The sequence below is a fragment of the Neobacillus niacini genome (genome assembly GCF_031457145.1).
GTDB classification, from domain to species: domain Bacteria; phylum Bacillota; class Bacilli; order Bacillales; family Cytobacillaceae; genus Neobacillus; species Neobacillus niacini_J.
In genome coordinates, this window is record NZ_JAVDVZ010000007.1 from 240,593 (window position 1) to 264,525 (window position 23,933).

The following is a 23,933-nucleotide window of genomic DNA, read 5'->3' on the forward strand; positions in this document are numbered from 1 at the left end:
ATGGTTTTTTGTATACCGATTCCGCAAAACCGGAAAATTCCGTTTTTGCGGAATCGGAGACAACCAATATTCCGTATAAACGGAAAATCACAGGAGAATGTTTGCGAGTTTTATAATGCTAATTAACTAGAAAATAATATTTAAATAGTATAATAAGAGGGAATTTTCCTATTATTTAGACATTAAGTAAAGTTGGCATAGAACTTGCATTAAAATAAATGTAGGCATTTGGTGAAAACGCTTACGAGGGGATGTTTGTTTGAAGCTTGCAAAATAAAAGGTATAGGGGGATTTAAATGGATTTAATTGTTATTTTATTGGCGCTCGGACTGTTAATGTTTGCCGCCTACCGTGGTTTTTCTGTAATCTTATTCGCACCACTATGTGCCATTTTAGCTGTTGTATTAATTGATCCAAGTCAAGTTTTACCGTTTTTCTCCGGAATATTCATGGAAAAAATGGTTGGGTTTATCAAATCTTATTTCCCAGTCTTTCTACTAGGAGCAATCTTTGGGAAGGTTGTTGAAATGTCCGGGATTGCTGAATCCATTGCGAAGACGATTGTTCGTATGCTTGGTGCAAAACGCGCGATGCTGACAATTGTTTTACTAGGTGCAATCTTAACGTATAGCGGTGTAAGTTTATTCGTTGCCGTATTTGCCATTTATCCGTTTGCTGCGCAAATGTTTAGAGAAGCAAATATCCCTAAAAGGCTTATTCCAGGTACGATTGCTCTTGGTGCATTTACATTTACCATGGACGCATTACCGGGAACGCCGCAAATTCAGAACGTTATTCCGATTGCTTTCTTCAAAACTGACATTTATGCAGCACCAATCCTTGGTATCATAGGTGCCATTTTCGTCTTAACGCTTGGCTTATGGTATTTGGAAATGAGAAGAAAAAAGGCAGAAAAGGCTGGAGAAGGCTATTATGGCTTTGGTGCTGAAAATGCCGCTGCTTTGGCAAAAGACGTACTTGAAGAAAAAGAAGAAGGAGCACCTGATTTAACTTCAAATCAATCAGTTTTAAGACAAGTTTTAGCATTTGTTCCACTTATTCTTGTAGGGGTAACCAATAAACTTTTTATTACATATATCCCGCAGTGGTACCCAAATGGATTTGACTTTAAAGCGATAGGTTTAGCATACACAATCGATGTAACAGCGAATCAAGCAATCTGGGCAATTGAGATGGCATTAGTTGTCGGTATTATTTCTTCTCTTTTATACGATTGGAAACGAGTAACACATAAATTTAAAGAAGGAATCAATCAAAGTATTGGCGGTTCGTTACTTGCAACCATGAATACCGGTGCTGAATATGGTTTTGGCGGTGTTATCGCCGCACTTCCAGGATTCGCAAAAATTAGTGATGGAATTTCTTCTACTTTCACCAACCCGCTTGTAAATGGTGCGGTTACAACAAGTACACTTGCAGGGGTTACCGGTTCTGCTTCTGGTGGTATGGGGATCGCATTAGGGGCAATGGCTGATAAGTACAATCAGGCAATTGCTGCGGCAAATATTCCACCTGAAGTTATGCACCGTGTTGTTGCGATGGCTTCTGGCGGTATGGATACACTTCCACACAACGGAGCGGTTATTACCCTTCTAGCCGTTACAGGTTTAACACACAAGCAATCCTATCGAGATATTTTTGCCATTACGATTATTAAAACAGTAGCTGTTTTCGTTATCATCGGAATTTATTCGCTTTTTGGATTGGTGTAGACTTCAAACAAATTTTCATAGAGTAAGAATAGAATATAGGAGGCTCACAACATGTTAGTAGGAAAAGTAGCGTTTATTACCGGGTCTGCAAGTGGAATTGGTTTAGAAATTGCGAAGTCTTTTGCACAAGAGGGAGCAAAGGTAGTCATTTCAGATTTAAATCAAGAAAAAAGCGACATCGTTGCGGGTGAACTAAGAGATCAGGGGTATGAGGCATTCTCTGCTCCATGTGATGTTACCGATGAAGGTGCGTTCAAGAATGCTCTTGAGTCTGCACATAGCAGGTTTGGTAGAATTGACATTTTGGTTAATAACGCAGGACTTCAGTATGTTTCTCCTATCGAGGAATTTCCTACTGAAAAATTTGAGTTTTTAATAAAAGTAATGCTGACAGCTCCGTTTATTGGGATCAAACATGTATTCCCAATCATGAAAGAACAGGGATTTGGAAGAATCATCAATATGGCTTCAATTAACGGTGTAATTGGGTTTGCTGGAAAGGCTGCCTACAATAGTGCGAAGCATGGAGTAATTGGTTTAACAAAAGTAGCGGCATTAGAAGGCGCAACACACGGTATTACTGTAAACGCCCTTTGCCCGGGTTATGTTGATACACCACTAGTTAGAAATCAGCTTAAAGACTTATCGATAACAAGGAATGTAAGCATAGATCGCGTAATCGATGATGTCCTTCTTACACTTGTTCCTCAAAAGAGGCTTTTAGCTGTATCAGAAATTGCTGATTACGCTGCTTTCTTAGCAAGTGATAAAGCAAGAGGAGTAACAGGTCAAGCGGTTATTCTTGATGGCGGTTACACCGTGCAATAGTCGTAAAGATCCTGGTCGGAATTTTCCGGTCAGGATTCTTTTATTCTTAGATAAAAGGCAATACCACTTTGGTATAATGTACATATATAAAAATTACTAGGGTGATAAGATATGAAACTAGGAATAGAAAATATCCCTCATCACTGGATTGAAGAAATTGTTAATCTTGCAGGTGAGCGGATTGTCGTTGTAGACCGGGAAGGTGTTGTTCTTTATATCAACTCAGCTTATTGTGAATTTTTAGGGACCACCGTTGAAAATGCAATTGGAAGACCTGTTCAGGATGTAATTGAAAACTCGAGAATGCATATCGTCGCCAAGACCGGACAAGAAGAGCTGGCCTCCCTTCAGCCAATTAACGGCAGTGAGATGATTGCAAACCGATATCCGCTTATCATTAACGGTGAATTGGTAGGAGCAGTTGGAACGGTTATGTTTCGTAATCCCGAGGATTGGTTATCATACAAAAATAAAATTCAACATCTTGTTGAAGAATTGAATTATTATAAAACAAAAGCTGAAAGAAATAGTAAAAGCAAATATTATTTTAGTCACCTAGTTGGGGATAGCCCTTCTTTCACGGCAGTTAGAAAATTAGCGGAAAGAGTTTCTAGCAGTCAGTCAGCGGTTTTATTACTTGGAGAATCAGGTACGGGGAAAGAATTGTTTGCTTCTGCTATTCATAATAACAGCACGCGTGCATCTTTTCCTTTTGTTCCAATAAATTGTGCGTCCATTCCGGAGCATTTACTGGAATCTGAATTGTTCGGATATGATGAAGGCGCTTTTACAGGGGCAAAGAAAGGCGGTAAGAAAGGACACTTCCAACTTGCCAACCGTGGAACCATTTTTCTTGATGAAATCGGTGATATGCCGCTTGCGATGCAAAGTAAGCTTTTGAGAGTCCTGCAGGAGCGTGAATTTCTGCCAGTCGGCGGTCAAAAGTCAATTGCGGTTGATGTCCGCATCATTGCAGCAACACACCGAAATTTAGAGAAAATGGTAGAAGAGGGGACGTTCCGTCAGGATTTATATTATCGATTAAATGTTATAAAAATAGAAATCCCCCCGCTAAGAGATCGCAATGGGGATGTTGAATTAATTGCTATCAATCTCTTGGAGAAATTAGGAAGGAAATTTTATCGCAAAGGTATAAAGTTATCTGCTGAAGTGGTAGAGAGACTCAATCAGCATAAGTGGCAAGGGAATATTCGAGAGCTCGAGAATGTTCTAGAGAGGTCTATCAATGTCTTAGATGGAAAAATAATAGAATTAGCACACCTGCCATTATATTTGCGAGACCAAGAGACAGTAAATATTCCTGTAAAGATAGACGAGAGAGAATCAGTAAACGTTGCTGACATACCTGTTCAGCCATTAAAAGAAACACTTGCCCAAGTGGAGAAAAAGGCGATTCTTAATGCCCTTTCCGCTGCCAACGGGAATAAACAGGAAGCGGCAAAGCTCCTCGAAATAGGTAAAACTAGATTTTACGAGAAATGTAAACTATATAATATCCATTAAAATTCAAGGCTGTTACGTTTTTTGTCACTAGGCGAACAATGAATAACACATAGTTAATCTAAAGTGAAATAATGGAGTGGGAATGGATGAAAATTACAGATAAACTATTCGGTCATTATATCGATGAGCCAGTAATGGAGTATACCCTTGTCAACGATTCAGGGATGTCGGTTTCTTGTCTGAATTACGGTTGTATCATCACGAAAATACTGGTCCCTGACCGTAGTGGAAACATTGAAAATGTCGTGCTTGGATTTGAACAATTCTTTGATTATCTAGATTTGTCTACGTATTTTGGATCAGTTGTCGGACGAGTAGCTGGAAGAATTAGTCATGCCGAGTTTGTGCTAGATGGAGAATCCTACCAACTGACAGCTAATGAGTACCCAAACCACCTGCACGGTGGGAAGAAGGGGTTTCATTCGGTTATATGGAAATCGGAACCGATTGAAACTGAGAATGCAGTTGGGTTGAAATTTTTCTATCGTAGTATAGATGGAGAAGAAGGCTATCCAGGAAATTTGGATACGACAATCATTTACCGTTTAAATAATCAAAATGAGCTCAGCATTACCTATGAAGCCCATACAGACCAAAAAACAATCGTCAATTTAACCAATCATTCTTATTTTAATCTAAGCGGCAATATAAAAAGAGATTGTTCTGAGCACGTTCTTCAATTAGAAAATGATCGTTTTTTAGAGCTTGGATTAAATTTAATTCCTACTGGAAGGTTGATAGATGCTGCTAATACCCCTTTTGATTTTAAGCATGGTCGTTTGTTGAAATCAGGAATGAAATCCTCCCATCCTCAAAATGCGCTTGCTGGTAATGGTTATGACCATCCGCTTCTTTTTGCCAAAAAGGGCGAAAATACGGTTGTGTTAACGGAAAAAGAAAGCGGAAGAACGCTGCAAGTTACGACGGATCAGCCATGTGTGGTCCTTTATACGGCTAACCAACTAGAAGGTCTCTATTCCATATCTGGTGTTCGTGCGAGGAACCACCTAGGAGTGTGCCTTGAAACACAAGGATTTCCTGACGCTATTAACCAACCCCATTTTCCATCAATTGTTTTAAATCCAGAAGAAGTGTACCATTCAACTACGAAGTATCGCTTTTTTTCTAATACAATAGGGGTTTGATGAAGGGCTGCAATAAGATTTATTTAAGGTGGTGAATGTCATGTGTTTAGTATTATTTGCATACAAAGTACATCCCAAATATAAGTTAATTGTTGCTGCAAATCGGGATGAATTTTATCAGAGACCGACTGCTCCTGCCGAATTTTGGGAGGATGATCCTGAAATCCTGGCAGGACGTGATTTAGAAAAAATGGGCACATGGATGGGTGTCACCAAAATGGGGAGGTTTGCTGCGTTAACCAATTATCGAGATCCGAATGAAGTTACGCTGGGAAAGCGTTCCCGCGGGGAGCTTGTAACAAATGCACTTCAGTACAACGGAGATATAAAGGAATACATGCAGAGTTTAGCTAGAAATAATGACTTGTATCCTGGATATAATTTACTGGCTGGGGACGATGACAAACTGTACTATTATTCGAATATTGGAAGAGAAATGCTGGAGGTAACACCAGGTATTTATGGTGTCAGCAATCATTTATTAAATACCGAATGGCCGAAGGTACAAATGGGTAAGGCAGGACTTGGAGAAATCCTAAATACTAATACTGGAGATTTTGTAGAACCTCTTTTCACCCTCCTGCAAAAATCAGAGCATGCTCCAGATGAAAAACTGCCTAAAACGGGGGTTCCATTAGACTTGGAAAGAATGCTTTCACCAATGTTTATCAAGAGTGACAATTATGGCACAAGGAGTTCAACTGTATTATTAAAGTCTGAAACAGAAATTCAGTATGTTGAACGTGTCTTTTCAAATAATGTTATAAAGGATCAAAACTATGCAATAAAACTATGATAAAAACTAAACAAACGATTGATTAGTTTGGTTGGTAAACTAATCAATCGTTTGTTAAAAAAAACTTTGCATACAATTAGGTCTAGGAATTACTTGGGGTGTCGCCGTTGTCTCTTTCTGTTGGCTTTTCGGACTCCGCTCTTTTAACCCCTTTGCTGACATAGGGCTTAGCATTTTTTGCCTTTTTAGCACCAACCTGCCAACGATTCCAACCCTTTTTGCCAGTTCCTCTTCCTACTCCACTTTTTGCCTTTGCTTTTGGCATATTACCACTCCATCATTTTGAAGGCAGGTTTGCAGGTGTTTTTCTGAGTATGACTATTGAATCTCACTCCCGAAAAAACCCAATGCATATTTAATGCCCTCTTCAATTTCATTTGTATCATAACCTTGTAAATCCTCGTGGGTAATTTCTAAGGTTGTTCTTGATAATGAATATCCACTGTCGAGATTTATATCAAGCAAGACCTCAAACCCATTTGCTGTGTTCTTAATATCAATAATATCATAATCAAGAATCGGTGCTCCCGTTTCGTACTCCATTGGTTCTAACTCAGACATATCCACACCTCCATATTAACACTAGTTCACATTCGTACATAGGTTTTGCAAAAAATAACGAATATAAACATCTAACTTATTCTGTAAAAACTCCAGTGGTAATTAATATTAACTGAGTATTTACATAAATATATACAAGGCTCCCAAGATTAACTATCTAAAAAGGGGTGATGGATGTGCAGCGACAAAAGCTACTAATTAATGGGGAAAGATTAAAGAATGAGCTGGAGCGGTTTGCTAATTTTGGCAGGACAGAGAACAATGGCGTAACCAGGCTAGCATTATCGGAGGAGGATCGATTAGCAAGACATTTCTTTCGTTCATGCTGTGAGGAATTAGGATTAGAGGTTAAGGTTGATGATATGGGCTGTATGTATGCGACTTTAGAGGGTACGGAAAATAAACCACCTATTGTTATCGGGTCACATTTGGACTCTGTTAAGAAGGGTGGCAGGTTTGACGGGGTGCTTGGTGTTTTAGCTGGTTTAGAAGTAGTTCGAACACTTGTTGAAAATAATATTAAACCTAAAATACCAATCACACTCGTTAATATTACCAATGAAGAAGGTGCTAGATTCGAGCCCTCAATGATGGCTTCAGGAGTACTTTCCGGAAAATTTGACAAGAATACGATGATGAAAAAGAAAGATGCTGCTGGAGTGACTTTTGAAGAAGCACTTAAAGCTATTGGGTATGAAGGGAAAGTAGAGAATCGGCTGAAAGAGGGTACTGTGTTTTTAGAATTGCATATTGAACAAGGGCCAATTCTTGAAACGGAAAGTCTATCCATTGGTGTCGTTGAATGTGTAGTTGGCATGGCATGCTTTGATATTGAAATAACGGGCGAGTCAGACCATGCCGGAACAACACCGATGAGGATGAGAAAAGACGCACTCTTTGCAGCCAATAATTTAATAAATGAAATTCGCACGGTATTGGGTTCATTGGATGAAGAGCTAGTATTTACTATCGGCAGGGTAAACGTGTATCCGAGCATTCATACGGTCATTCCAAACAAAGTTGTATTTTCTCTAGAAGCAAGACACAAAGACCCTGGGATTGTAACTACCTTTAAAGATTTTGTTCAAGAACTGCCCAACTTAGGCCTAAATGAAGGCTGTGAGGTTAAAACAACGAAATTATGGGAGCGCGATACGGTTTGGTTTGATGTAGAAGTCGTGAATCAATTAGAAAAGTCCGCACAATCACTTGGATATACAAATAAAAGAATGGTCTCAGGTGCAGGTCACGATGCGCAATTTATTGCCAGCCTCGTTCCAACTGCCATGCTATTTGTTCCAAGTGTGAATGGAAAAAGTCATTGTGAAGAAGAACTGACAACGTGGGAAGAATGTGAAAAAGGCGTAAACGTTTTATTAGATACTGTTTTAGCATTGTTATCAAGGTAAAAAAGGAAGAGGCACCTAGTGCGAGGTGTCTCTTCTTTTTGGGAGGTTTAATAGTATCAAATAAATAATTTCCAACAATAATTGAGAAACTATTTGAAAAATTCTTTGCAGTTAGTAATGATATTTAGTATATTAATATAGGAAAAATTATAACAATTTACTTAATTAACTCTTTTTCGTAACGACATTGAAGGCAGTGGATTTCACTGCTTTTTGCTTTATATTTAAATGGTTTAAAGAATCTAAAGGATGATTAAATTGGATGAACTTTTAAGTAAATGTTGGCTAATTAAGAATGCTTTTAATATAGATGTACAAGTGGTTGATGAGGATTCTCAAACGATTTACCACCTTTCAAATGATAGTGAACCTCTTATTATGGTTGAAGCTCGAAAAGCAATGTATTTAGATCTTCAAAAGGCATTAGAAAAGGCAAATAAAAATAGCTTTTGTTTTCATACAGACCCTTTCCAACTATCGTATTTGGCAGTGTCCCTGCACGAGGATGAACAGTTTCAGGGCATAGTTTTGGTTGGACCTTTCTTGAATGAGCGGGTCACGGATCGTTTTATCTGGAATATTATGAGGGACAATCGTCTAGATAATAATTGGTTTAAGCCTTTGGAGAAGTTTTATAAATCGCTGACCTACTTAGGTCAATCATACCTTGCAATCAGTGAATTACTAGTGAATATAATCGTTAACCCGCGTGTTGACTCTAAACTGATAACGATGAAAGGCCATAAAGAGCAATCTCAGCGGGTTGTACAGCCACAGGATTATACTCAGAGTGGTATGGATGTGAAATTAAGGTATGCGGCGGAAAAAGTTTTTTTGCATTTTATCGAAGCAGGAGATAAAGAAAATGCCTTGAAAGCATTCCTCGAATTTGCAGGTGATTTTTCATATAGAGTTCCAGGAAATCCATTACGTGCTAAAAAAAACCTTACCTTTTCAAGTAACACGATGACTAGACAGGCGGCTGCTAGGGGAGGGGTCGAACCTCAATATTTACATGCAATTTCGGAAAAATTTGCCTTTAAGATTGAGGCAGCCGTGGCAATGTCCGAATTGGATTCGTTGGAATTCAATATGATAGAGGAGTATTGTGAAGCGGTTCAGAATTTTACTGTTAAAGGGTATAGTGAGGTTGTAAGAAAAGCGTTAATGCATATAAATCTCTACTTTAAGGAACCTATAACGGTCCAATCAATAGCAAATGAAATTGGATTTAATCGAAACTATCTCGCTAAGAAATTTAAAGAAGAAATGCATATAAGTGTGATTGATTATATTCATAAAAAGCGGATCGATGAGGCTATTTTTCTACTGGAACAAGGGCGGTTATCCATTACAGATATTGGGATCCAAGTAGGTTTTAGCAGCTATAATTATTTTTGCAAAATATTTAAAGATGTAAAAGGATTGACAGCAACAGAGTATAAGGGCAGCAAACAAGTAGAATAAGAGGTACATGACTAAACTTAAGCCGTTCTCTTTTGGAGTACCCTCATAGGAAAAAGCAAATATAAATACATGTATAAAAGCAGTGGATTTCGCAACTGAAATCTCACTGCTTTTGGTATTTTTTAAAGTAGTGAATGGCTTATTGCACTTACCTTGAAAATAGACATAGATATTAGTCGGGATAAGAGATAATTATATAGAATCTAGCCAGTTCATCAGAAGAGTTTATATAAATGTGTTCAGTATTTGCGTTAAATTTAATCGTCTCATCAGTGTTTAATTCATACTTCTCACCTTGAACATCGAGTGTAAGTATACCGCGTTGGATAAGTACATATTCTTCACCTAAATGCTTTTCGGATCTATGACTAAAACCAGGTTTTAGGTCTACAGTGAAAATTTCAAACTTTTTTTCTGGATGAAATGGGAAAACGGAATAAACAAGATAATTTCCATCATCATCAATCAATGGGTTCAGTTGATTGATGTTTATTTTTTCAATTTGTGGCTTATCAGTTTCCTTTAAAAAAGCAGAAAAAGATACTTGTAACCCATTTGCGATTTTCCAGAGAGTGGTGACTGTCGGATTTGATTTTCCATTTTCAATTTGAGCTAACATTGCTTTACTAACTCCAGTCAGTTCCGCTACGCTATCTAAGCTCAAACCACGCTTTTTTCTCATTTTGGCAAGATTATTAGCTATAACCTCTTGAATGAACTCCATAAAAAATCTCCTTGACTCTTTTTTGTGTTTATTATAGCATACAAATATACAATATAACATACAAAAAGGTGGGGGAATTATGAATGAATTATCTTATGAAATGACTAGCGAAGAACATCTCCCTACATTTTCTCAAGGAGTAAAAGATTGCATTCCAACTTTAATTGGTTACATCAGTATTGGAATTGCTGCGGGTATTGTTGGAGCTTCATCAAATCTAAGTATATTAGAAGTAACTCTTTTATCGGTATTAGTTTATGCTGGTGCATCTCAATTTATTATTTGTGCACTGTTAGTATCAGGAAGTCCTATTTCAGTCATTGTATTTACAACTTTCATAGTAAATTTGCGGAATTTTTTATTATGTATGACATTGGCTCCCCACTTTACAAACTATTCCTTAATGAAAAATATCGGGATTGGAGCTCTTGTAACAGATGAGTCATTTGGTGTTGCCATTAATAAAATTGCTAAAAGAGAAATAATTAATGCCCAATGGATGAATGGATTGAATGTAACAGCTTATATATTCTGGATTTTATCTTGTATGTTGGGTGCCGTCTTTGGCAAATGGATTTCAAATCCAGAAGTGTTTGGATTAGATTTTTCTTTAACAGCTATGTTTTTGGCATTGCTTGTTTTGCAATTACAAAATATTGATTATGGTAAATTGAAGTTTTATCTATCATTAATTGTTTATGTAGTTTTATTGATGTTGGTTCTATGTATGTTTGTTCCTTCTTATATAGCCATTATCTTATCAACAATAATTGTTGCAACGATTGGGGTGGTAAAAGACAAATGAGTATAAATTTATCCATTTTATTCATCATTTTAGGGTGTGCCATTGTAACCTTCATTCCGAGAATTATTCCATTTATCGTTATACGAAATATTAAGCTCCCGAAAATTGTAGTCAAATGGCTTTCCTATATTCCTATTTGTATTTTTGCTGCACTTATCGTTGATAGCTTTATCATCGATGATGAATCATTATTATCGATTGATTGGAGTGTTCTTGCTGCTATTATCCCAACTCTTATTGTAGCTATATGGACGAAGAGTTTGGCCGTTACCGTTATAGTAGGCATAGTATGTATGGCTACTGTTAGGTTTTTGTTTTAATGAAGCCAACGATTGTGAAGAAATGCACTTAAACTAACAAATGCTTATGTTCAATAATAAATTTCAAAAACGACAGTTACCCTGTCGTTTTTTAGTTATGGAAATAGCATACCAATTCTCAATGGCCTCTTTTTTGTAACTATTTTTCAAAAAAATATTTGAAGAAGTGTGCAATTTTATATAAGGGTTTGCAATATTGGGTGTGAAACCGGATTCAAATTGTTAATATGAATCTATAGTAAACATTCGGGACACTCTATTTAAGTGGACCGAACAAGTTTTTCAGGAGGTATTGATTTGGAAAATAACCAAAAACAACCGAATTTAGAAGTCAAAGTCAAAAACATTATTGAAGTTGATGGTTTGAAATTTAAAGATTTGAATAATAGCGGGAAACTAGAACCTTATAAGGATTGGCGCTTAAGTCCAAAAGAACGGGCAGAAAACCTAGTTTCATTGATGAATCTCGATGAAAAAGTCGGTATGATGCTCATCAATACGCGTAAAATGGGTCTTTCCCAGGAAGATAAGAGTAAGACAAGTCATGATGGTGTCCTTGATGAAGCGATTGTTGAAAAAGGCGAAAGCATTTTTGCAACTTCAAAAGTCTATGGAACGACCCATACAATTGAAAATAGGCATATTCGTCACTTCATTCATAGAGACAATTTTAGTCCAGCCGAAATGGCAGAGTGGATTAATACCATGAATGAATTATGTGAAGGAACCCGCCTTGGTATTCCTTGTTTAATCGCATCCAATTCACGAAATGAAAATGGTGAATCCATATTCGGTATGAACGATGCAGTTGGGATTTTTTCTACATGGCCAGGTACTTTAGGGCTTGCTGCTGCAGCAAAGGGCGATATCAAAAATGGCGGCGATGCCTCATTGATTAGTGAATTTGCTAAAATTGCACGTGATGAATGGGATGCTGTTGGAATCAGAAAAGGCTATATGTATATGGCGGATACGGCAACAGATCCTAGATGGCAGCGGACATATGGTACGTTTGGTGAAGATCCTGAATTTATTTCTGATGCGATTGGCCGCATTATTGACGAATTCCAAGGAAAAGAACTTGGAAAGCATAGCATTGCTATGACAACCAAGCATTTTCCTGGCGGCGGTGCAAGGGAAAATGGATTCGACCCTCACTATGCAGAAGGAAAATGGAATCTATATCCAACTCCAGGTAGCTTAGAAGATTATCACTTACCACCATTTAGAGCAGCAGTCGAACATGGCACTTCATCGATCATGCCATATTACTCAATCCCTCGTATCAATAAGAGTGCGGTGCAAGAATTCGAGGGTGAGGATATTCCATTTGAAGAAGTTGGATTTACGTTTAATCATTATTTCTTACAAAATATCCTTAGAGACAAACTAGGTTTCAAAGGCTATGTAAATAGTGACAGTGGAATTGTGAATAAAATGGCCTGGGGCCAAGAAACGAAAACCGAGGCTGAGCGTTTTGCAAAAGCAATCAATGCTGGTACAGACCTTGTTGCGGATACAAATGATATTGAAAATCTTAAAAAAGCTATCGAAAGTGGCTGGATTAGTGAAAAGCGAATTAATGAAGCTAATACACGCTTACTAGAAGAAATGTTTACGTTAGGACTATTCGATGATCGTACGTATGTTTCTCCTCAACAAGCTGCTGAAGTAGTTAGTACTCCAGCAAATTGGGAAGCTGCTTATGACGCTCATAAAAAATCTGTAACAGTTCTTAAGAATCAAAATCAAACATTACCTTTAACAGCTGAAAACCTTAACAATAAGAAAGTGTATATCGAAGTTTTCCATAAGGAACAAAAAATAGCAGATACTTACACGGAACAAGCAAAGAAAGAGTGGAAAGAACTTGGAACCATTACATTGACTGAAAATCATGAAGAAGCAGATGTTGCGATTTTGATTTTACAGCCAAAATCCGGAAACTATTTCCATGCGACACCTGGACTGTTAGAACTTGAATTAGTTGAAAATAAAACGATAAAAGCTTTAGATGGTTCTGAGTATCAAGATACAACAGTAAGTGGTTTGGAGCATCTGAAGGAAGTTTGTGACAGTATCCATAATCGTGATGGAAAAGTCATTATCAGTGTGAATATCACATTGCCGTGGATCCTTGGAAATGTGGAGCCTTTAGCTGATGCAGTGGTTGCAGGTTACGATACCTTCTTTAAGCCACAATTTGAGGTAATCACAGGCAAATTCCAACCAGTTGGAGTTTTACCGCTGACATTGCCAGCAAGTGAAGCAGTCATTGCGGTTGATGAAAACGGGGACTGTTTCTCAAGAAATGATGTTCCAGGCTATGACAAGGACAAATATATGCCAGAAGGAACTTCCTATGCATATAAAGATAGCGATGGTAATGTCTATAAACTTGGATATGGACTAACTTATTAATAATAATGAAAAAGCGTTAAACCTTGATAATTAAGGGTTTAACGCTTTTTCATTATTATGATTATGTAATCCGAGATACGAACAGTTTTATCCAGTGATTTAGTTTATTCAATGGAAAAAGACTAGGCTTAGCCTAGTCTATTACTTTCTAATTAATGCAACTCGGTATGGAAACAGTGTGGCTTCCATAACTCCTTCTTTTACCGCCGGGTCATTTTTCATCAATTCTCTTGCTTCTTCCTCAGAGTCTACTTCAAGAATAACAATACCCATTCCGGTCGGGTCCATATTTAATGTTCTTCCTGCTAAGATAAGTTTTCCCTCTTGCAGCAATCCTTGAAGCACCTCAAAATGATGCTGAACAATCGATTCTTCTCTGTCTGTCCAATTGGCTTCATCTAATAATTTAGGAATTAGTTTGAGCTGATATAAAAACTGTAGTTTTTCCATGGTTAATCCTCCTATTATAATTGCTTACGGATTCGATAATGCCCCTTACTACTCTATTATTCGCATGAATATATTGAAAATCCTTCTTTGGCAAAAGCTGGAGTTTATTGGAAGCACAATGGGAGTTTAAAGTGAATCCACTATTATCGGAATGCTGCAAACGACTAAAGATTCATAGTTGAAGGGAAGGGTTCATTAAAATGGTGAATTGGATTTCATAACACGAATGAAGAACAAAACTTAAAAAAATAAATGTAAAATGGTCTTCATAACGTGGATGAAGACCAAAACTTATAAAAGTTAATGGAGAAATTGTCTTCATAACGCCGGTGAAGGACAGAACTAAACAATAATGGTGAAGAACTGTTCTACATAATAACTGATATCGTTAATCCCCCTTTCTCTATCATATATTCTGTTTAATAATCCAATAAAAGGATATATTGTAAAATAATAGAGCATAGTGTAAAATTACACTGAATACATATAAAAAGTTTTTAGGAGTGTTATTTATGGGGGAAAAAATGCTTCAACTGTTTTTGTATTTTGGTGTAGTTCCACTTGTTATTTCATTCATAACATTGCCCCTTACATCAACCAATTTTTTAATTACTACTATTCTGCCACTTATCATTGGCGGGTGTATTGCTGGTGGGATTGCAAGTAGAATACTGATCAAATCTGATGATAAAAGAGGGCTTAGTCTTCTGTTCTTCTTTCCGCTAGCTTATACTGCTGTATTTTGGGCAATTTTTATGCTCATCAGCGGCGGGTTTTACGGGGCAAATTCATGGTTGTTTTATAGTATTTTACATATAGCTATGGCGCCAATCTTTTTTATGACGATGCTGATGGGCGAGGGAAGATTGTTTCTATGGGCACCACTAGCATATGAACTAGCATTTGTGTTTGCTATTTTCTTATCACTCCTCATAAAAAGGGCTTGCCCCACTTTTAACAAAAAGCAAATGTTGACGGTGATAACCGTATTTGTAATAGCAATGGGCACGGGGGCTGCTGTTCAATGGGAGCGGAGTAAGACGGTTCTGCCATCCTATGGATTTGAGTATGGAGGCGGTTACTCTTCAACAGATTTATTTCCGTATGATGTTACAAATCCAGATCATATTTTGCCACAGCTTGAAACAGCTTCAACTTTTACCATCAAGAAAGTTAGTGAAATGCCTATATTGGACGGTGCAGAAGCAGCCTACCCAGTCTATTCAGCATTTGCAAATGCAGTCTATGAAAATATCGGAAATCTAGATAGAGCAGGGGAAATCGTCAGCTTTACCAACACCATTTATTCCTATGAACGACTCCTATCAGGTGAAGTAGATATATACTTTGGGGCGGAACCCTCCAAGGAGCAGCAGGAAATGGCAAAAAGACAAGGAAAGGAATTGGTTATGACGCCTATTGGCAAGGAAGCATTTGTTTTCTTTGTGAACCCTGATAATAAAGTAGATGGTTTAAAAGTTTCGGAGATTAAAAACATTTATTCTGGAAAAATAAAAAATTGGTCAGAACTCGGAGGAAAGAACGAAAGAATAATAGCCTTTCAACGGCCGAAAAATTCAGGAAGCCAAACGCTCTTAGAAAAAATAATGAGTAACACGCCAATCATGGAGCCTTTGAAGGAAGATGTTCCTGAAGGAATGGGCGGGATCATTGAACAAGTAGCAGATTACCGGAATTACGATAACTCGATTGGATTTTCCTTCCGTTTTTTTGCAACAGGAATGAAAGCAAATCCTGATATTAAACTGCTTGCAATCGAGGGAATCGAACCTAATCCAGAGAATATAGCCAGTGAAAAATATCCGTTCACAGCTTCTCTTTATGCGATTACATTAAAGGATAATCCTAAACCTCAAATTGAACCTTTCCTTGAGTGGATGAAGGGTCCTCAAGGGCAAGAAATAATTGGAAAAATAGGTTATATAAAAAATTGATATACGGTAGAATATTACTATAAATATAGCAAAGGGCAATGATGCTTTTTGCTAAGGAGGAAAAGTAGATGAAGAAGGTAAGGTGGGGAATATTAAGCACTGCTAAGATTTCTCAACGATCATTGATTCCTGCATTTGGCCGGGCCCAAAATGCAGTTGTTGCAGGAATTGCCTCAAGCAGTGGAAAAGCAGCGGATGTGGCAAAAGAATTTAATATAGCAAAATCCTATACTAGTTATGAAGAAATGCTGCAAGACCCCGAGATAGATGCTGTCTATATCCCACTTCCAAACCATTTACATAAAAAGTGGACGATGGAAGCAGCCAAACATGGTAAGCACATTCTATGCGAAAAGCCTGCCTCTTTAAATGCAGAAGAAACGAAGGAAATGGTAGAGTTTTGCCGCGAGAAAAATGTAAAGTTCATGGAAGCATTTATGTATCAATTTCACCCTCAGCATGAAAGGGTAAGAGAGATTATCAAATCAGGCGAAATTGGTGAAGTTAAATATATGCGCGCCAGCTTTTCTTTTTTCCTTGCCCAACATGAGGGGAATATCAAGATGGATCCCAATAAGGGTGGAGGCAGCGTTTATGACGTAGGCTGTTATGCAATCCATGCCATTCGAAATATATTGAACGCTGAGCCAGTAGAAGTCCAAGTCCATGCCAATATCGATGCAGACTATCAAGTAGATACATCAGCCTTTGGATATATGCAAATGGATAATGGTGTTCGTGCTCATTTTGATTGCAGCTTTGATATGGTATTTAGAGCAGAGTACGAGATTATTGGAACTGAGGGTCAGATTAAAGTGCCAAGGGCATTCCGTCCGGATAATCATGGAGGAGAAGGGCTTATCATTGTTCAAAAAGAAGGCGTAACAAGAGAAGAAAGAATAACAGCTGATATCTATAGGTCTGAGGTTGAGCATATTTCGCAAGTTATTTTGGAAGATGGCGAACCTTCTTATACAGGTGAAAATGCGATTCAAAACATGCGTGTCATTGAGGCATGTTATCAATCAGTAAAAACAGGTAAAATGGTAAAACTTCATTAAGCTTCTATGGTAAAAACAGTGTAAATCCTAAAAGTTTAAAGGGAGATATACTGTTTTTTTTTTGTAAAAAAGCTCCCTAAAATATATGCCCTGAAAAAGTATTAGAATGATTTGGATTTAATAATAATACGCTATTATTACAATCTTTTAATAAGGGATATTGTAGTTGGAGGGATACCAATGAAGGATTTCACACTTGAATATTTCACCATGATTGAACAGGATGCAGTGGATTATGCAAAGACAAGGATTGATTTTTTTCAAGAAGACGCAGTATTAACCTGTAAAGAAATTGGTGACGGCAACTTAAACTATGTTTTTAAGGTTGTTGATGAGAAAAACAACAAGTCAATTATTATTAAACAGGCAGGACCAGTTGCGCGGATCTCCGACGAATTTAAGCTTTCGACCGACCGTAATCGAATTGAAAGTGAAATACTAGGATTACAACATAAACTAGCTCCAGGCTATGTACCTGAAGTCTATCAATATGATCCAATTATGAACTGCTGTGCAATGGAAGATTTATCAAATCATGAGATTATGAGAACAGCGCTATTAAAACATGAGAAATTCCCACTTTTTCCTGACCATATTTCTACTTTTCTAGTAAATACCTTGTTATTAACATCTGATGTAGTAGTAGAGCATAAGGAAAAGAAAGCTCTTGTTAAGCAATTCATTAACCCAGAGCTTTGTGAAATAACAGAGGATTTGGTTTATACAGAGCCGTTTTATGATTGCCCTCGCAATGAAATATTTGAAGGGTCGATGGAATTCGTAAAAGAAACGATCTGGAATGATAAGAAACTAGTACTTGAAAGTGCAAAATTAAAATTTGAGTTTATGAACCATGCTCAGTCATTACTACATGGTGATCTTCATACAGGATCTATTTTTATAAAAGAAGATTCTACCAAGGTAATTGACCCAGAATTTGCGTTTTATGGACCGGCTGGCTATGATATCGGAAATCTCATTGCCAATCTTATTTTTGCTTATGCCAATGGTAAATTTACGATTGAAGATGAGGAAACACGGGATGACTATTTAAATTACCTTGTCACTACTATTAAGGATGTTGTAAATTTATTCACAGATAAATTCAACAAAGCTTGGGATGAAAAAGCGACTGAACAAGTGGCAGGGTATGACGGGTTTAAGGAATATTATCTAGATACTATTTTAAGAGATACTGCAGCGGTTGCAGGTCTTGAACTGCTTAGAAGAGTTATCGGGCTTGCAAAGGTGAAGGATTTAACGACCATTGAGGATCGTGAAGCAAGAATTCGAGCAGAAAAAATTTGTTTAGCTGCTGGCAAAACATTTATTTTAAATCGCGAATCCATTAAAACTGGAGCAGATTTTATCCATGTGATTCAATCTGCTGAACTTACATCTCTGAAAGGGGCATAAGCGTAATGCAGAATCCAGTTACTGTCATACAATCCGTAAGACTAGATGATGAGAATGATACATTAGTAGTGTTAAATCAAACGGTTTTACCAAACGAAACTAATTTCTTGGAATTACGGGAACTGGAAGATATATGGGACGCAATTTATCAATTGAAGGTTCGCGGAGCGCCCGCAATCGGGATTGCTGCAGCATATGGTGCCTATTTAGGAGCAAAGAAATCTATAGCAGAAACCTATGAAGCTCTTTTTGAAGACTTCAAGAAGGTGAAGGATTACTTGGCAACTTCACGACCAACGGCTGTTAACTTGTTCTGGGCGTTAAATCGCATGGAAAATCGATTTAAGCAAGAAGCAGGGAAAAGCGTAGCGGAAGTGAAGGCAGCACTGAAAGAGGAATCTGAAGCGATTCGTGCAGAGGATGAAAAAATTTGTGAAGCGATTGGAGAACATGCACTATCTTTGCTTGAGCCAGGGTGGGGATTACTCACTCATTGTAATGCTGGAACCATTGCCACTGCCAAGTACGGCACGGCATTAGCTCCAATTTATTTAGGGCAGGAAAAAGGTTATAACTTCAAAGTATATGCAGATGAAACAAGACCATTACTCCAGGGTGCCCGCTTAACGGCGTGGGAGCTGCAGCAGGCTGGAGTAGATGTCACGTTAATTTGTGATAATATGGCTTCCATCGTAATGAAGGAAGGTAAAATTCAGGCCGTGCTAGTTGGCTGTGACCGCGTCGCAGCGAATGGCGATTCAGCAAATAAAATTGGAACTTCAGGTGTTGCAATCCTAGCAAAACACTACAATATTCCTTTTTATGTTTGTGCACCATTATCTACGATTGATTTGGAATGTAAAACAGGGGATGACATTCAAATTGAATTGCGCCCTTCTGAGGAAATCACAAGCAAATGGTATGAAAAGCCCATGGCTCCTGAAGCTGTTCAAACCTATAATCCTGCCTTTGATGTAACTGACCATTCATTGATCACAGGAATCGTTACGGAAAACGGAATTGCATATGCGCCATATACAGAAAGCCTTCCGAAGATGTTTAAAAGCTGAATACTTAAAAGCTGTGAAACATTGAAAAAGAGGCACATGATTAACCTTAACAGGTTTGGCTGTATGCTATAAAAACTAAGAATTCTTATTATATAAACAATGACATGAATGTAGGCTTTTTTTCATACTATATTTTGGGGAGGTGATGAAATGGCAAGAGTAAGGGCTAGAAGTCATGAAGTAGATGAAATGGCAAGAATGATGAGAGCAGAAGCAGAAGGCGAAGGAAAGCAAGGAATGTTGTATGTTGGAAATGTAATAATAAATCGTGCTGTAGCACAATGCTTAGATTTCAAAAATGTAAACACTGTTCATGATGTAATATTTCAAGTACAAGGAGGAAATTTTTCTTTTGAAGCAGTGCAAAAAGGGAATGTATTTTATCAAAGATCAAGAACTGCTGAAAGAAGATTAGCACAACAAAATATAAATGGTTGGAGAGATCATCCTGCGAAATTTGCTCTTTGGTATTTTAATCCAGCGGCGCCAGGGTGTCCTCCTACATGGTACGATCAACCTCATACTGGTGCATTTAAAGAACATTGTTTTTATGAACCAAAACCTGGAACATGTGATAGTGTTTATAGAGGTTAAGCTTACTCTTTGAGTAAGCTTTTTTACATAAAATATTTACACGAAATAAAATAAAACTTTCATTAATAGTTTTTATCCAAGAAAGCAAGATGGTGAAGAGTTTAAGAAATCTTTTTTCCGAGAATAATCAAATCTCTCTTAATTCCATCTAATTTAGCGACTTCTGGCAAATGGGCCCACTTCTCAAAACCAAAACTTGAAAATAGTCGAATACTGGGCTCATTATGTGCAAAGACGAATCCAAGAAGAGTATCAATTTCAAACGTAGGACATTCCTCTATAACTTTGTTTAAAGTCTTTTTCCCGAGTCCTTTACCTTTAAAATCTTCATGAAGATAAATACTTATTTCGGCAGTTGCATTATAAGCTGGTCTTCCGTAGAAAGATTGAAGACTTAGCCAACCACAAATTTCGCCTCCATACTCTACAACCCACAAAGGCCTTTTGTAAGGGTTATGCTCATTAAACCAATCTAATCTATCGTTTATAGATACAGGTTCAGTATCAGCAGTGACCATTCTGCTTGGAACAGTCGAATTATAAATATCCACAATAATTGGTAAATCTTCAATACTTGCATCTTTAAATGTAATATTTCCAAACATAAAATGCCTCCTTTGTTGTGAATTTCAGAAAATTTATTGAATCCCTTTCCAAAAAATATCCCAAGTAATCCTTTGCACTCTTTCGTAAGCTTGACGTGTTTCGTATACTAACTGGATGTCAAGACCATCTAGTATCGTAATAAAACCAATCGTACATTCTTCAGCACTTATTCTACATTTATGTTTGGTAAAGCACGAGCCAATTACCTCTTTTAATGTTGCTAGATACAAGCGGAATTGAGAGAGTAAAAAATCATTCACATCTAAAGGAGTAATGAATGACAAAGAATACATAAGGGTGACATTAGGTTTCGTTAAAAAACGATTTTTGTGTTCAGTTAAAAAATCGTACAACAGTTTTTCTAATGATTTCCCCTTATGTTCTTCAAAATATTGACGAATAAAAGCTTGTTCTTCTTCTATTACCTCTTGATAAACTTCAATAAGTAAATCCTTTTTTGTAGGATAGTGATAGGAGAGAGATTGCTTTCGAATTCCTGCCTCTTCAGCGATTTGAGCCATTTTCGTTCCATCATAACCAAACTGGTTAAAATGTTTTATGGCTATTTGTTTAATTTCTATTTTGCTCATTTTTCCTCCATTAATGAAAAGTCGAAACTTTATCTTCGCCTTTTAAATTTCCCGCAGCTATGATATCTCTATTTTTACTTCCTGAAAAAATAAAATAAGTAAGTAGAAACAGTACATAAGCTACTATCGCTACGTAATATACAGCCTGGTATGAAAAAGCTTCTGCCACTAAACCAAGGATAATAGAACCTCCTCCTAAACCAAAATCGAAAAAGTTAAAAAAGGATGCAATGGCATTTTCACGTTCGTATTCTTCAACCAAGTTCAAGCACCACGTTAGAAGTGCTGGAAAAATAGCACCAAATCCAGAGCCATATAAGAGACCAGCTATAAGAAACTGGAGATCATTTTGTGCTAATACTAACACAATAAACCCAGCAATCGTAATGATTCCAGAAGGGATTAAAACAGCCCCAGGGCCGTAACGGTCGAACATTTTTCCGGATATCACCCTCACCAATAGACCACTCGCAGCTGTAATAAAGAAAAACCATGCAATAAAGTGGAATCCTTTATCTACTGCGTATAATACCGTAAAGGAAATCACTCCTCCAGCAGCTATTCCAGTCAAAAAGATAAGAATAGAAGGGAGCAGTACTCGTTTTTCTACCCATTTGAATTTTGAAGTGGGAGTGTTTTCATGCTCATTTTCATTAATAAACTCAGATTTTCTAGAAGTAATACAGGCGAATAATATGGCTAAAAGAGAAATCGCCATAGCACTCCAAAACATTCCATTAAAATCGAAAGCTTGTAACACACTGATCCCAATTACCGGCCCGAGAGAAATAGCTATAGTCTCCCCAACACCAAAATAACCCATAGCTTCACCCATTCGCTCCTTAGGCATGTTTTCAGCTGCGATCGTTGTAATATAGATGGTTGCCAGTCCAAATCCAATTCCATGAATCAAACGGATAATAAGAAGGATCCAGACATCTGACGACAGGTAGTATAGGCCAGTTGAAAGTGCACAAATTGCCATTCCAATAATAAGAAGGATCTTTTTGTTGAATCGTGTTGTGAGTACCCCCGCAAATGGGCGGATCAGAATAGCTGAAACGGTGAAAATCCCTGTTACCAGACCAATTTGAGAAGCCCCTCCACCAATGCTTGAAACAAATAGCGGCAAGGTTGGAAGCAACATTTCAAACGCCATAAACAGCAAGCCATTTGCTGCCATAATAAAAATAAAAGAACGAGTCCATAAGCTTGCTTTTGAAACTGAATGGATTAGGCCAGTCATAAAAATCACCTCAAAACGATGTATATCCTTTTAGATATTAATAGTATTTTATCTGACGAGGGTCAGTTAGTAAATGTTTTTTTTGAATTTGATGCGATTAAGCAGGGAATACCAAGACGCGTTCCCTCACATACTACATTCATTTTATTAACCAACTCTGCCATAACTCGATATGATAAACTCCCTTTTTCGTATTCCTTCACTGCCCATAACTTGTCATCAAATGTGAATTTAGCCATAAAAAACTGCACCTTAGTTTTGAGTCTAACAATGGAGGTGCAGTACATATCTTGGCGAGGTTTCTTTTTGATTCCACTATATAAGATAGTATTAAAAGCCTATAAAAAAACAGGTAATTTGTCACGAATTGACAGTTTTGACAAAACATGACTATAATTTACTTAATTCTGAAAATTTTTAAAAGTATAAACTCGGTATTTTATAGGTTTTGTATCCAGGAGGTCAAGCATGATTGTATTTAATCAGGTAAATAAGTTTTATGGAGATTTTCAAGTCTTAAAAGATATTAATCTCACAATCAATCAAGGTGAAGTAGTCGTCGTAATTGGTCCATCCGGTTCAGGTAAAAGTACTCTGCTGCGCTGTATCAATCACCTGGAAACAATCTCTGATGGAACCCTCACCGTAAATGGGATATCTGTAGGGGATAAAAAAACAGATATCAATAAGCTAAGACGCAATATTGGAATGGTTTTTCAGCATTTTTATTTATATCCCCACAAAACCGTGCTTGAAAATATCACTCTTGCTCCTATGAAAGTATTGGGCCAATCCGAAAAAGAAGCTAAGGAAACAGCCCGACATTATCTTGAAAAAGTAGGGATATTGGATAAGGTCGAATCTTATCCTTCTCAGCTATCCGGAGGGCAGCAGCAGCGTGTAGCAATTGCACGAGGCCTTGCAATGAAACCAGAAATCATGCTTTTTGATGAACCAACCTCTGCACTTGATCCCGAAATGATCGGGGAGGTACTGGATGTAATGAAAACCCTAGCCAGGGAAGGTATGACAATGGTCGTAGTAACCCACGAAATGGGCTTTGCCAGAGAGGTTGCCGACCGAATTGTATTTATTGATGCAGGAAGAATTTTAGAGGAAGCAGTTCCGGCTGAATTTTATGAGAATCCACGTGAAGAACGGGCTCGCTTATTTCTCAGCCGTATATTAAATCATTAACCAAGGGGGAAAATG

General features: G+C 37.5%; 23 protein-coding genes. 16 read left to right on the forward strand and 7 right to left on the reverse strand.

Going from position 1 to position 23,933, the window contains the following annotated elements:
• Positions 1-296: 296 nt before the first annotated feature.
• From J2Y03_RS17900 to J2Y03_RS17920, 5 genes are all read left to right on the forward strand, one after another.
• Entirely contained in the window at positions 297-1,733 is a 1,437-nt protein-coding gene (locus tag J2Y03_RS17900; protein ID WP_310196286.1) for a GntP family permease, read from the forward strand.
• 51 nt (positions 1,734-1,784) lie between these two features.
• The gene (locus J2Y03_RS17905; protein WP_310196288.1) at positions 1,785-2,561 is read left to right on the forward strand and encodes a 3-hydroxybutyrate dehydrogenase; all 777 of its coding nucleotides are present in this window, start codon (positions 1,785-1,787) and stop codon (positions 2,559-2,561) included.
• Between the two features lie 111 nt (positions 2,562-2,672).
• Complete coding sequence (locus J2Y03_RS17910; protein ID WP_310196291.1) at positions 2,673-4,085, forward strand: sigma-54 interaction domain-containing protein; 1,413 nt, start codon at positions 2,673-2,675, stop codon at positions 4,083-4,085.
• 86 nt (positions 4,086-4,171) lie between these two features.
• Positions 4,172-5,230, forward strand: coding sequence for an aldose epimerase family protein (locus J2Y03_RS17915; protein ID WP_310196294.1), 1,059 nt, complete (start codon positions 4,172-4,174; stop codon positions 5,228-5,230).
• 40 nt (positions 5,231-5,270) lie between these two features.
• Entirely contained in the window at positions 5,271-6,026 is a 756-nt protein-coding gene (locus J2Y03_RS17920) for an NRDE family protein (protein WP_310196296.1), read from the forward strand.
• 82 nt (positions 6,027-6,108) lie between these two features.
• Here the strand turns inward: J2Y03_RS17920 and J2Y03_RS17925 are convergent, their stop codons facing one another.
• Positions 6,109-6,291, reverse strand: coding sequence for a DUF3934 domain-containing protein (locus J2Y03_RS17925; protein ID WP_132096938.1), 183 nt, complete (start codon positions 6,289-6,291; stop codon positions 6,109-6,111).
• Positions 6,292-6,344: 53 nt separating this feature from the next.
• Positions 6,345-6,587, reverse strand: coding sequence for a hypothetical protein (locus tag J2Y03_RS17930; protein ID WP_132096937.1), 243 nt, complete (start codon positions 6,585-6,587; stop codon positions 6,345-6,347).
• Between the two features lie 176 nt (positions 6,588-6,763).
• On the opposite strand from J2Y03_RS17930, the gene J2Y03_RS17935 reads away from it, so the two are divergent.
• Both J2Y03_RS17935 and J2Y03_RS17940 read left to right on the forward strand, forming a co-directional pair.
• The gene (locus J2Y03_RS17935; protein ID WP_310196299.1) at positions 6,764-7,996 is read left to right on the forward strand and encodes a Zn-dependent hydrolase; all 1,233 of its coding nucleotides are present in this window, start codon (positions 6,764-6,766) and stop codon (positions 7,994-7,996) included.
• Between the two features lie 258 nt (positions 7,997-8,254).
• Complete coding sequence (locus J2Y03_RS17940) at positions 8,255-9,463, forward strand: helix-turn-helix domain-containing protein (RefSeq protein ID WP_310196301.1); 1,209 nt, start codon at positions 8,255-8,257, stop codon at positions 9,461-9,463.
• A gap of 172 nt (positions 9,464-9,635) precedes the next feature.
• Here J2Y03_RS17940 and J2Y03_RS17945 read toward each other — a convergent pair whose 3' ends face one another.
• Positions 9,636-10,187 carry a helix-turn-helix domain-containing protein gene (locus J2Y03_RS17945; RefSeq protein ID WP_310196303.1) on the reverse strand — a complete coding sequence of 184 codons (552 nt, stop codon included), beginning with the start codon at positions 10,185-10,187 and terminating at the stop codon, positions 9,636-9,638.
• Positions 10,188-10,266: 79 nt separating this feature from the next.
• Between J2Y03_RS17945 and J2Y03_RS17950 the strand changes: the two genes are divergently transcribed.
• From J2Y03_RS17950 to J2Y03_RS17960, 3 genes are all read left to right on the forward strand, one after another.
• A complete protein-coding gene (locus J2Y03_RS17950) occupies positions 10,267-10,992 on the forward strand; it encodes an AzlC family ABC transporter permease (RefSeq protein WP_310196305.1) in 726 nt (241 codons plus the stop codon).
• Positions 10,989-11,312, forward strand: a complete 324-nt coding sequence (locus tag J2Y03_RS17955) for an AzlD domain-containing protein (protein ID WP_310196307.1) — start codon at positions 10,989-10,991, stop codon at positions 11,310-11,312. The genes J2Y03_RS17950 and J2Y03_RS17955 overlap by 4 nt, the downstream gene beginning before the upstream one ends.
• 297 nt (positions 11,313-11,609) lie before the next feature.
• Positions 11,610-13,733 (forward strand): glycoside hydrolase family 3 protein, encoded by a 2,124-nt coding sequence (locus tag J2Y03_RS17960; RefSeq protein WP_310196309.1) that lies wholly within the window; start codon positions 11,610-11,612, stop codon positions 13,731-13,733.
• Positions 13,734-13,874: 141 nt separating this feature from the next.
• On the opposite strand, the gene J2Y03_RS17965 is transcribed toward J2Y03_RS17960, so the two are convergent.
• On the reverse strand, positions 13,875-14,183 hold the full coding sequence (locus tag J2Y03_RS17965; RefSeq protein ID WP_310196311.1) for a YciI family protein: 309 nt from the start codon (positions 14,181-14,183) through the stop codon (positions 13,875-13,877).
• A gap of 512 nt (positions 14,184-14,695) precedes the next feature.
• Between J2Y03_RS17965 and J2Y03_RS17970 the strand changes: the two genes are divergently transcribed.
• The 5 genes from J2Y03_RS17970 to J2Y03_RS17990 all read left to right on the forward strand — a co-directional run bounded on the left by J2Y03_RS17970 (position 14,696) and on the right by J2Y03_RS17990 (position 20,279).
• Positions 14,696-16,138, forward strand: a complete 1,443-nt coding sequence (locus J2Y03_RS17970; RefSeq protein ID WP_310196315.1) for a PstS family phosphate ABC transporter substrate-binding protein — start codon at positions 14,696-14,698, stop codon at positions 16,136-16,138.
• A gap of 68 nt (positions 16,139-16,206) precedes the next feature.
• Positions 16,207-17,199, forward strand: coding sequence for a Gfo/Idh/MocA family protein (locus J2Y03_RS17975; RefSeq protein WP_310196318.1), 993 nt, complete (start codon positions 16,207-16,209; stop codon positions 17,197-17,199).
• A gap of 180 nt (positions 17,200-17,379) precedes the next feature.
• Positions 17,380-18,615, forward strand: coding sequence for an S-methyl-5-thioribose kinase (gene mtnK / locus J2Y03_RS17980; protein WP_310196320.1), 1,236 nt, complete (start codon positions 17,380-17,382; stop codon positions 18,613-18,615).
• Between the two features lie 5 nt (positions 18,616-18,620).
• Positions 18,621-19,685, forward strand: coding sequence for an S-methyl-5-thioribose-1-phosphate isomerase (mtnA, locus tag J2Y03_RS17985; protein ID WP_310196323.1), 1,065 nt, complete (start codon positions 18,621-18,623; stop codon positions 19,683-19,685).
• A 150-nt stretch (positions 19,686-19,835) separates the two neighbouring features.
• Positions 19,836-20,279 (forward strand): cell wall hydrolase, encoded by a 444-nt coding sequence (locus tag J2Y03_RS17990; protein WP_310196326.1) that lies wholly within the window; start codon positions 19,836-19,838, stop codon positions 20,277-20,279.
• 101 nt (positions 20,280-20,380) lie between these two features.
• Here the strand turns inward: J2Y03_RS17990 and J2Y03_RS17995 are convergent, their stop codons facing one another.
• From J2Y03_RS17995 to J2Y03_RS18005, 3 genes are read right to left on the reverse strand one after another with little or no spacing between them, the layout of a single operon-like run.
• A complete protein-coding gene (locus J2Y03_RS17995) occupies positions 20,381-20,884 on the reverse strand; it encodes a GNAT family N-acetyltransferase (protein ID WP_310196329.1) in 504 nt (167 codons plus the stop codon).
• 33 nt (positions 20,885-20,917) lie between these two features.
• On the reverse strand, positions 20,918-21,475 hold the full coding sequence (locus tag J2Y03_RS18000; protein WP_310196332.1) for a TetR/AcrR family transcriptional regulator: 558 nt from the start codon (positions 21,473-21,475) through the stop codon (positions 20,918-20,920).
• A gap of 10 nt (positions 21,476-21,485) precedes the next feature.
• Positions 21,486-22,721: an MFS transporter gene (locus J2Y03_RS18005; RefSeq protein ID WP_310196335.1), complete on the reverse strand. Its 1,236-nt coding sequence runs from the start codon at positions 22,719-22,721 to the stop codon at positions 21,486-21,488.
• Between the two features lie 468 nt (positions 22,722-23,189).
• Here J2Y03_RS18005 and J2Y03_RS18010 point away from each other — a divergent pair, with 468 nt between their 5' ends.
• Positions 23,190-23,918: an amino acid ABC transporter ATP-binding protein gene (locus J2Y03_RS18010; RefSeq protein ID WP_310196338.1), complete on the forward strand. Its 729-nt coding sequence runs from the start codon at positions 23,190-23,192 to the stop codon at positions 23,916-23,918.
• Positions 23,919-23,933: the final 15 nt, after the last annotated feature.

Bases quoted from the DNA above. Each gene is read 5' to 3' on its own strand.
- J2Y03_RS17900 (WP_310196286.1), top strand. From the start codon at position 297: ATGGATTTAATTGTTATTTTATTGGCGCTCGGACTGTTAATGTTTGCC.
- J2Y03_RS17905 (WP_310196288.1), top strand. From the start codon at position 1,785: ATGTTAGTAGGAAAAGTAGCGTTTATTACCGGGTCTGCAAGTGGAATT.
- J2Y03_RS17910 (WP_310196291.1), top strand. From the start codon at position 2,673: ATGAAACTAGGAATAGAAAATATCCCTCATCACTGGATTGAAGAAATT.
- J2Y03_RS17915 (WP_310196294.1), top strand. From the start codon at position 4,172: ATGAAAATTACAGATAAACTATTCGGTCATTATATCGATGAGCCAGTA.
- J2Y03_RS17920 (WP_310196296.1), top strand. From the start codon at position 5,271: ATGTGTTTAGTATTATTTGCATACAAAGTACATCCCAAATATAAGTTA.
- J2Y03_RS17925 (WP_132096938.1), bottom strand. From the start codon at position 6,291: ATGCCAAAAGCAAAGGCAAAAAGTGGAGTAGGAAGAGGAACTGGCAAA.
- J2Y03_RS17930 (WP_132096937.1), bottom strand. From the start codon at position 6,587: ATGTCTGAGTTAGAACCAATGGAGTACGAAACGGGAGCACCGATTCTT.
- J2Y03_RS17945 (WP_310196303.1), bottom strand. From the start codon at position 10,187: ATGGAGTTCATTCAAGAGGTTATAGCTAATAATCTTGCCAAAATGAGA.
- J2Y03_RS17950 (WP_310196305.1), top strand. From the start codon at position 10,267: ATGAATGAATTATCTTATGAAATGACTAGCGAAGAACATCTCCCTACA.
- J2Y03_RS17955 (WP_310196307.1), top strand. From the start codon at position 10,989: ATGAGTATAAATTTATCCATTTTATTCATCATTTTAGGGTGTGCCATT.
- J2Y03_RS17965 (WP_310196311.1), bottom strand. From the start codon at position 14,183: ATGGAAAAACTACAGTTTTTATATCAGCTCAAACTAATTCCTAAATTA.
- J2Y03_RS17970 (WP_310196315.1), top strand. From the start codon at position 14,696: ATGGGGGAAAAAATGCTTCAACTGTTTTTGTATTTTGGTGTAGTTCCA.
- J2Y03_RS17975 (WP_310196318.1), top strand. From the start codon at position 16,207: ATGAAGAAGGTAAGGTGGGGAATATTAAGCACTGCTAAGATTTCTCAA.
- mtnK (WP_310196320.1), top strand. From the start codon at position 17,380: ATGAAGGATTTCACACTTGAATATTTCACCATGATTGAACAGGATGCA.
- mtnA (WP_310196323.1), top strand. From the start codon at position 18,621: ATGCAGAATCCAGTTACTGTCATACAATCCGTAAGACTAGATGATGAG.
- J2Y03_RS17990 (WP_310196326.1), top strand. From the start codon at position 19,836: ATGGCAAGAGTAAGGGCTAGAAGTCATGAAGTAGATGAAATGGCAAGA.
- J2Y03_RS17995 (WP_310196329.1), bottom strand. From the start codon at position 20,884: ATGTTTGGAAATATTACATTTAAAGATGCAAGTATTGAAGATTTACCA.
- J2Y03_RS18000 (WP_310196332.1), bottom strand. From the start codon at position 21,475: ATGAGCAAAATAGAAATTAAACAAATAGCCATAAAACATTTTAACCAG.
- J2Y03_RS18005 (WP_310196335.1), bottom strand. From the start codon at position 22,721: ATGACTGGCCTAATCCATTCAGTTTCAAAAGCAAGCTTATGGACTCGT.
- J2Y03_RS18010 (WP_310196338.1), top strand. From the start codon at position 23,190: ATGATTGTATTTAATCAGGTAAATAAGTTTTATGGAGATTTTCAAGTC.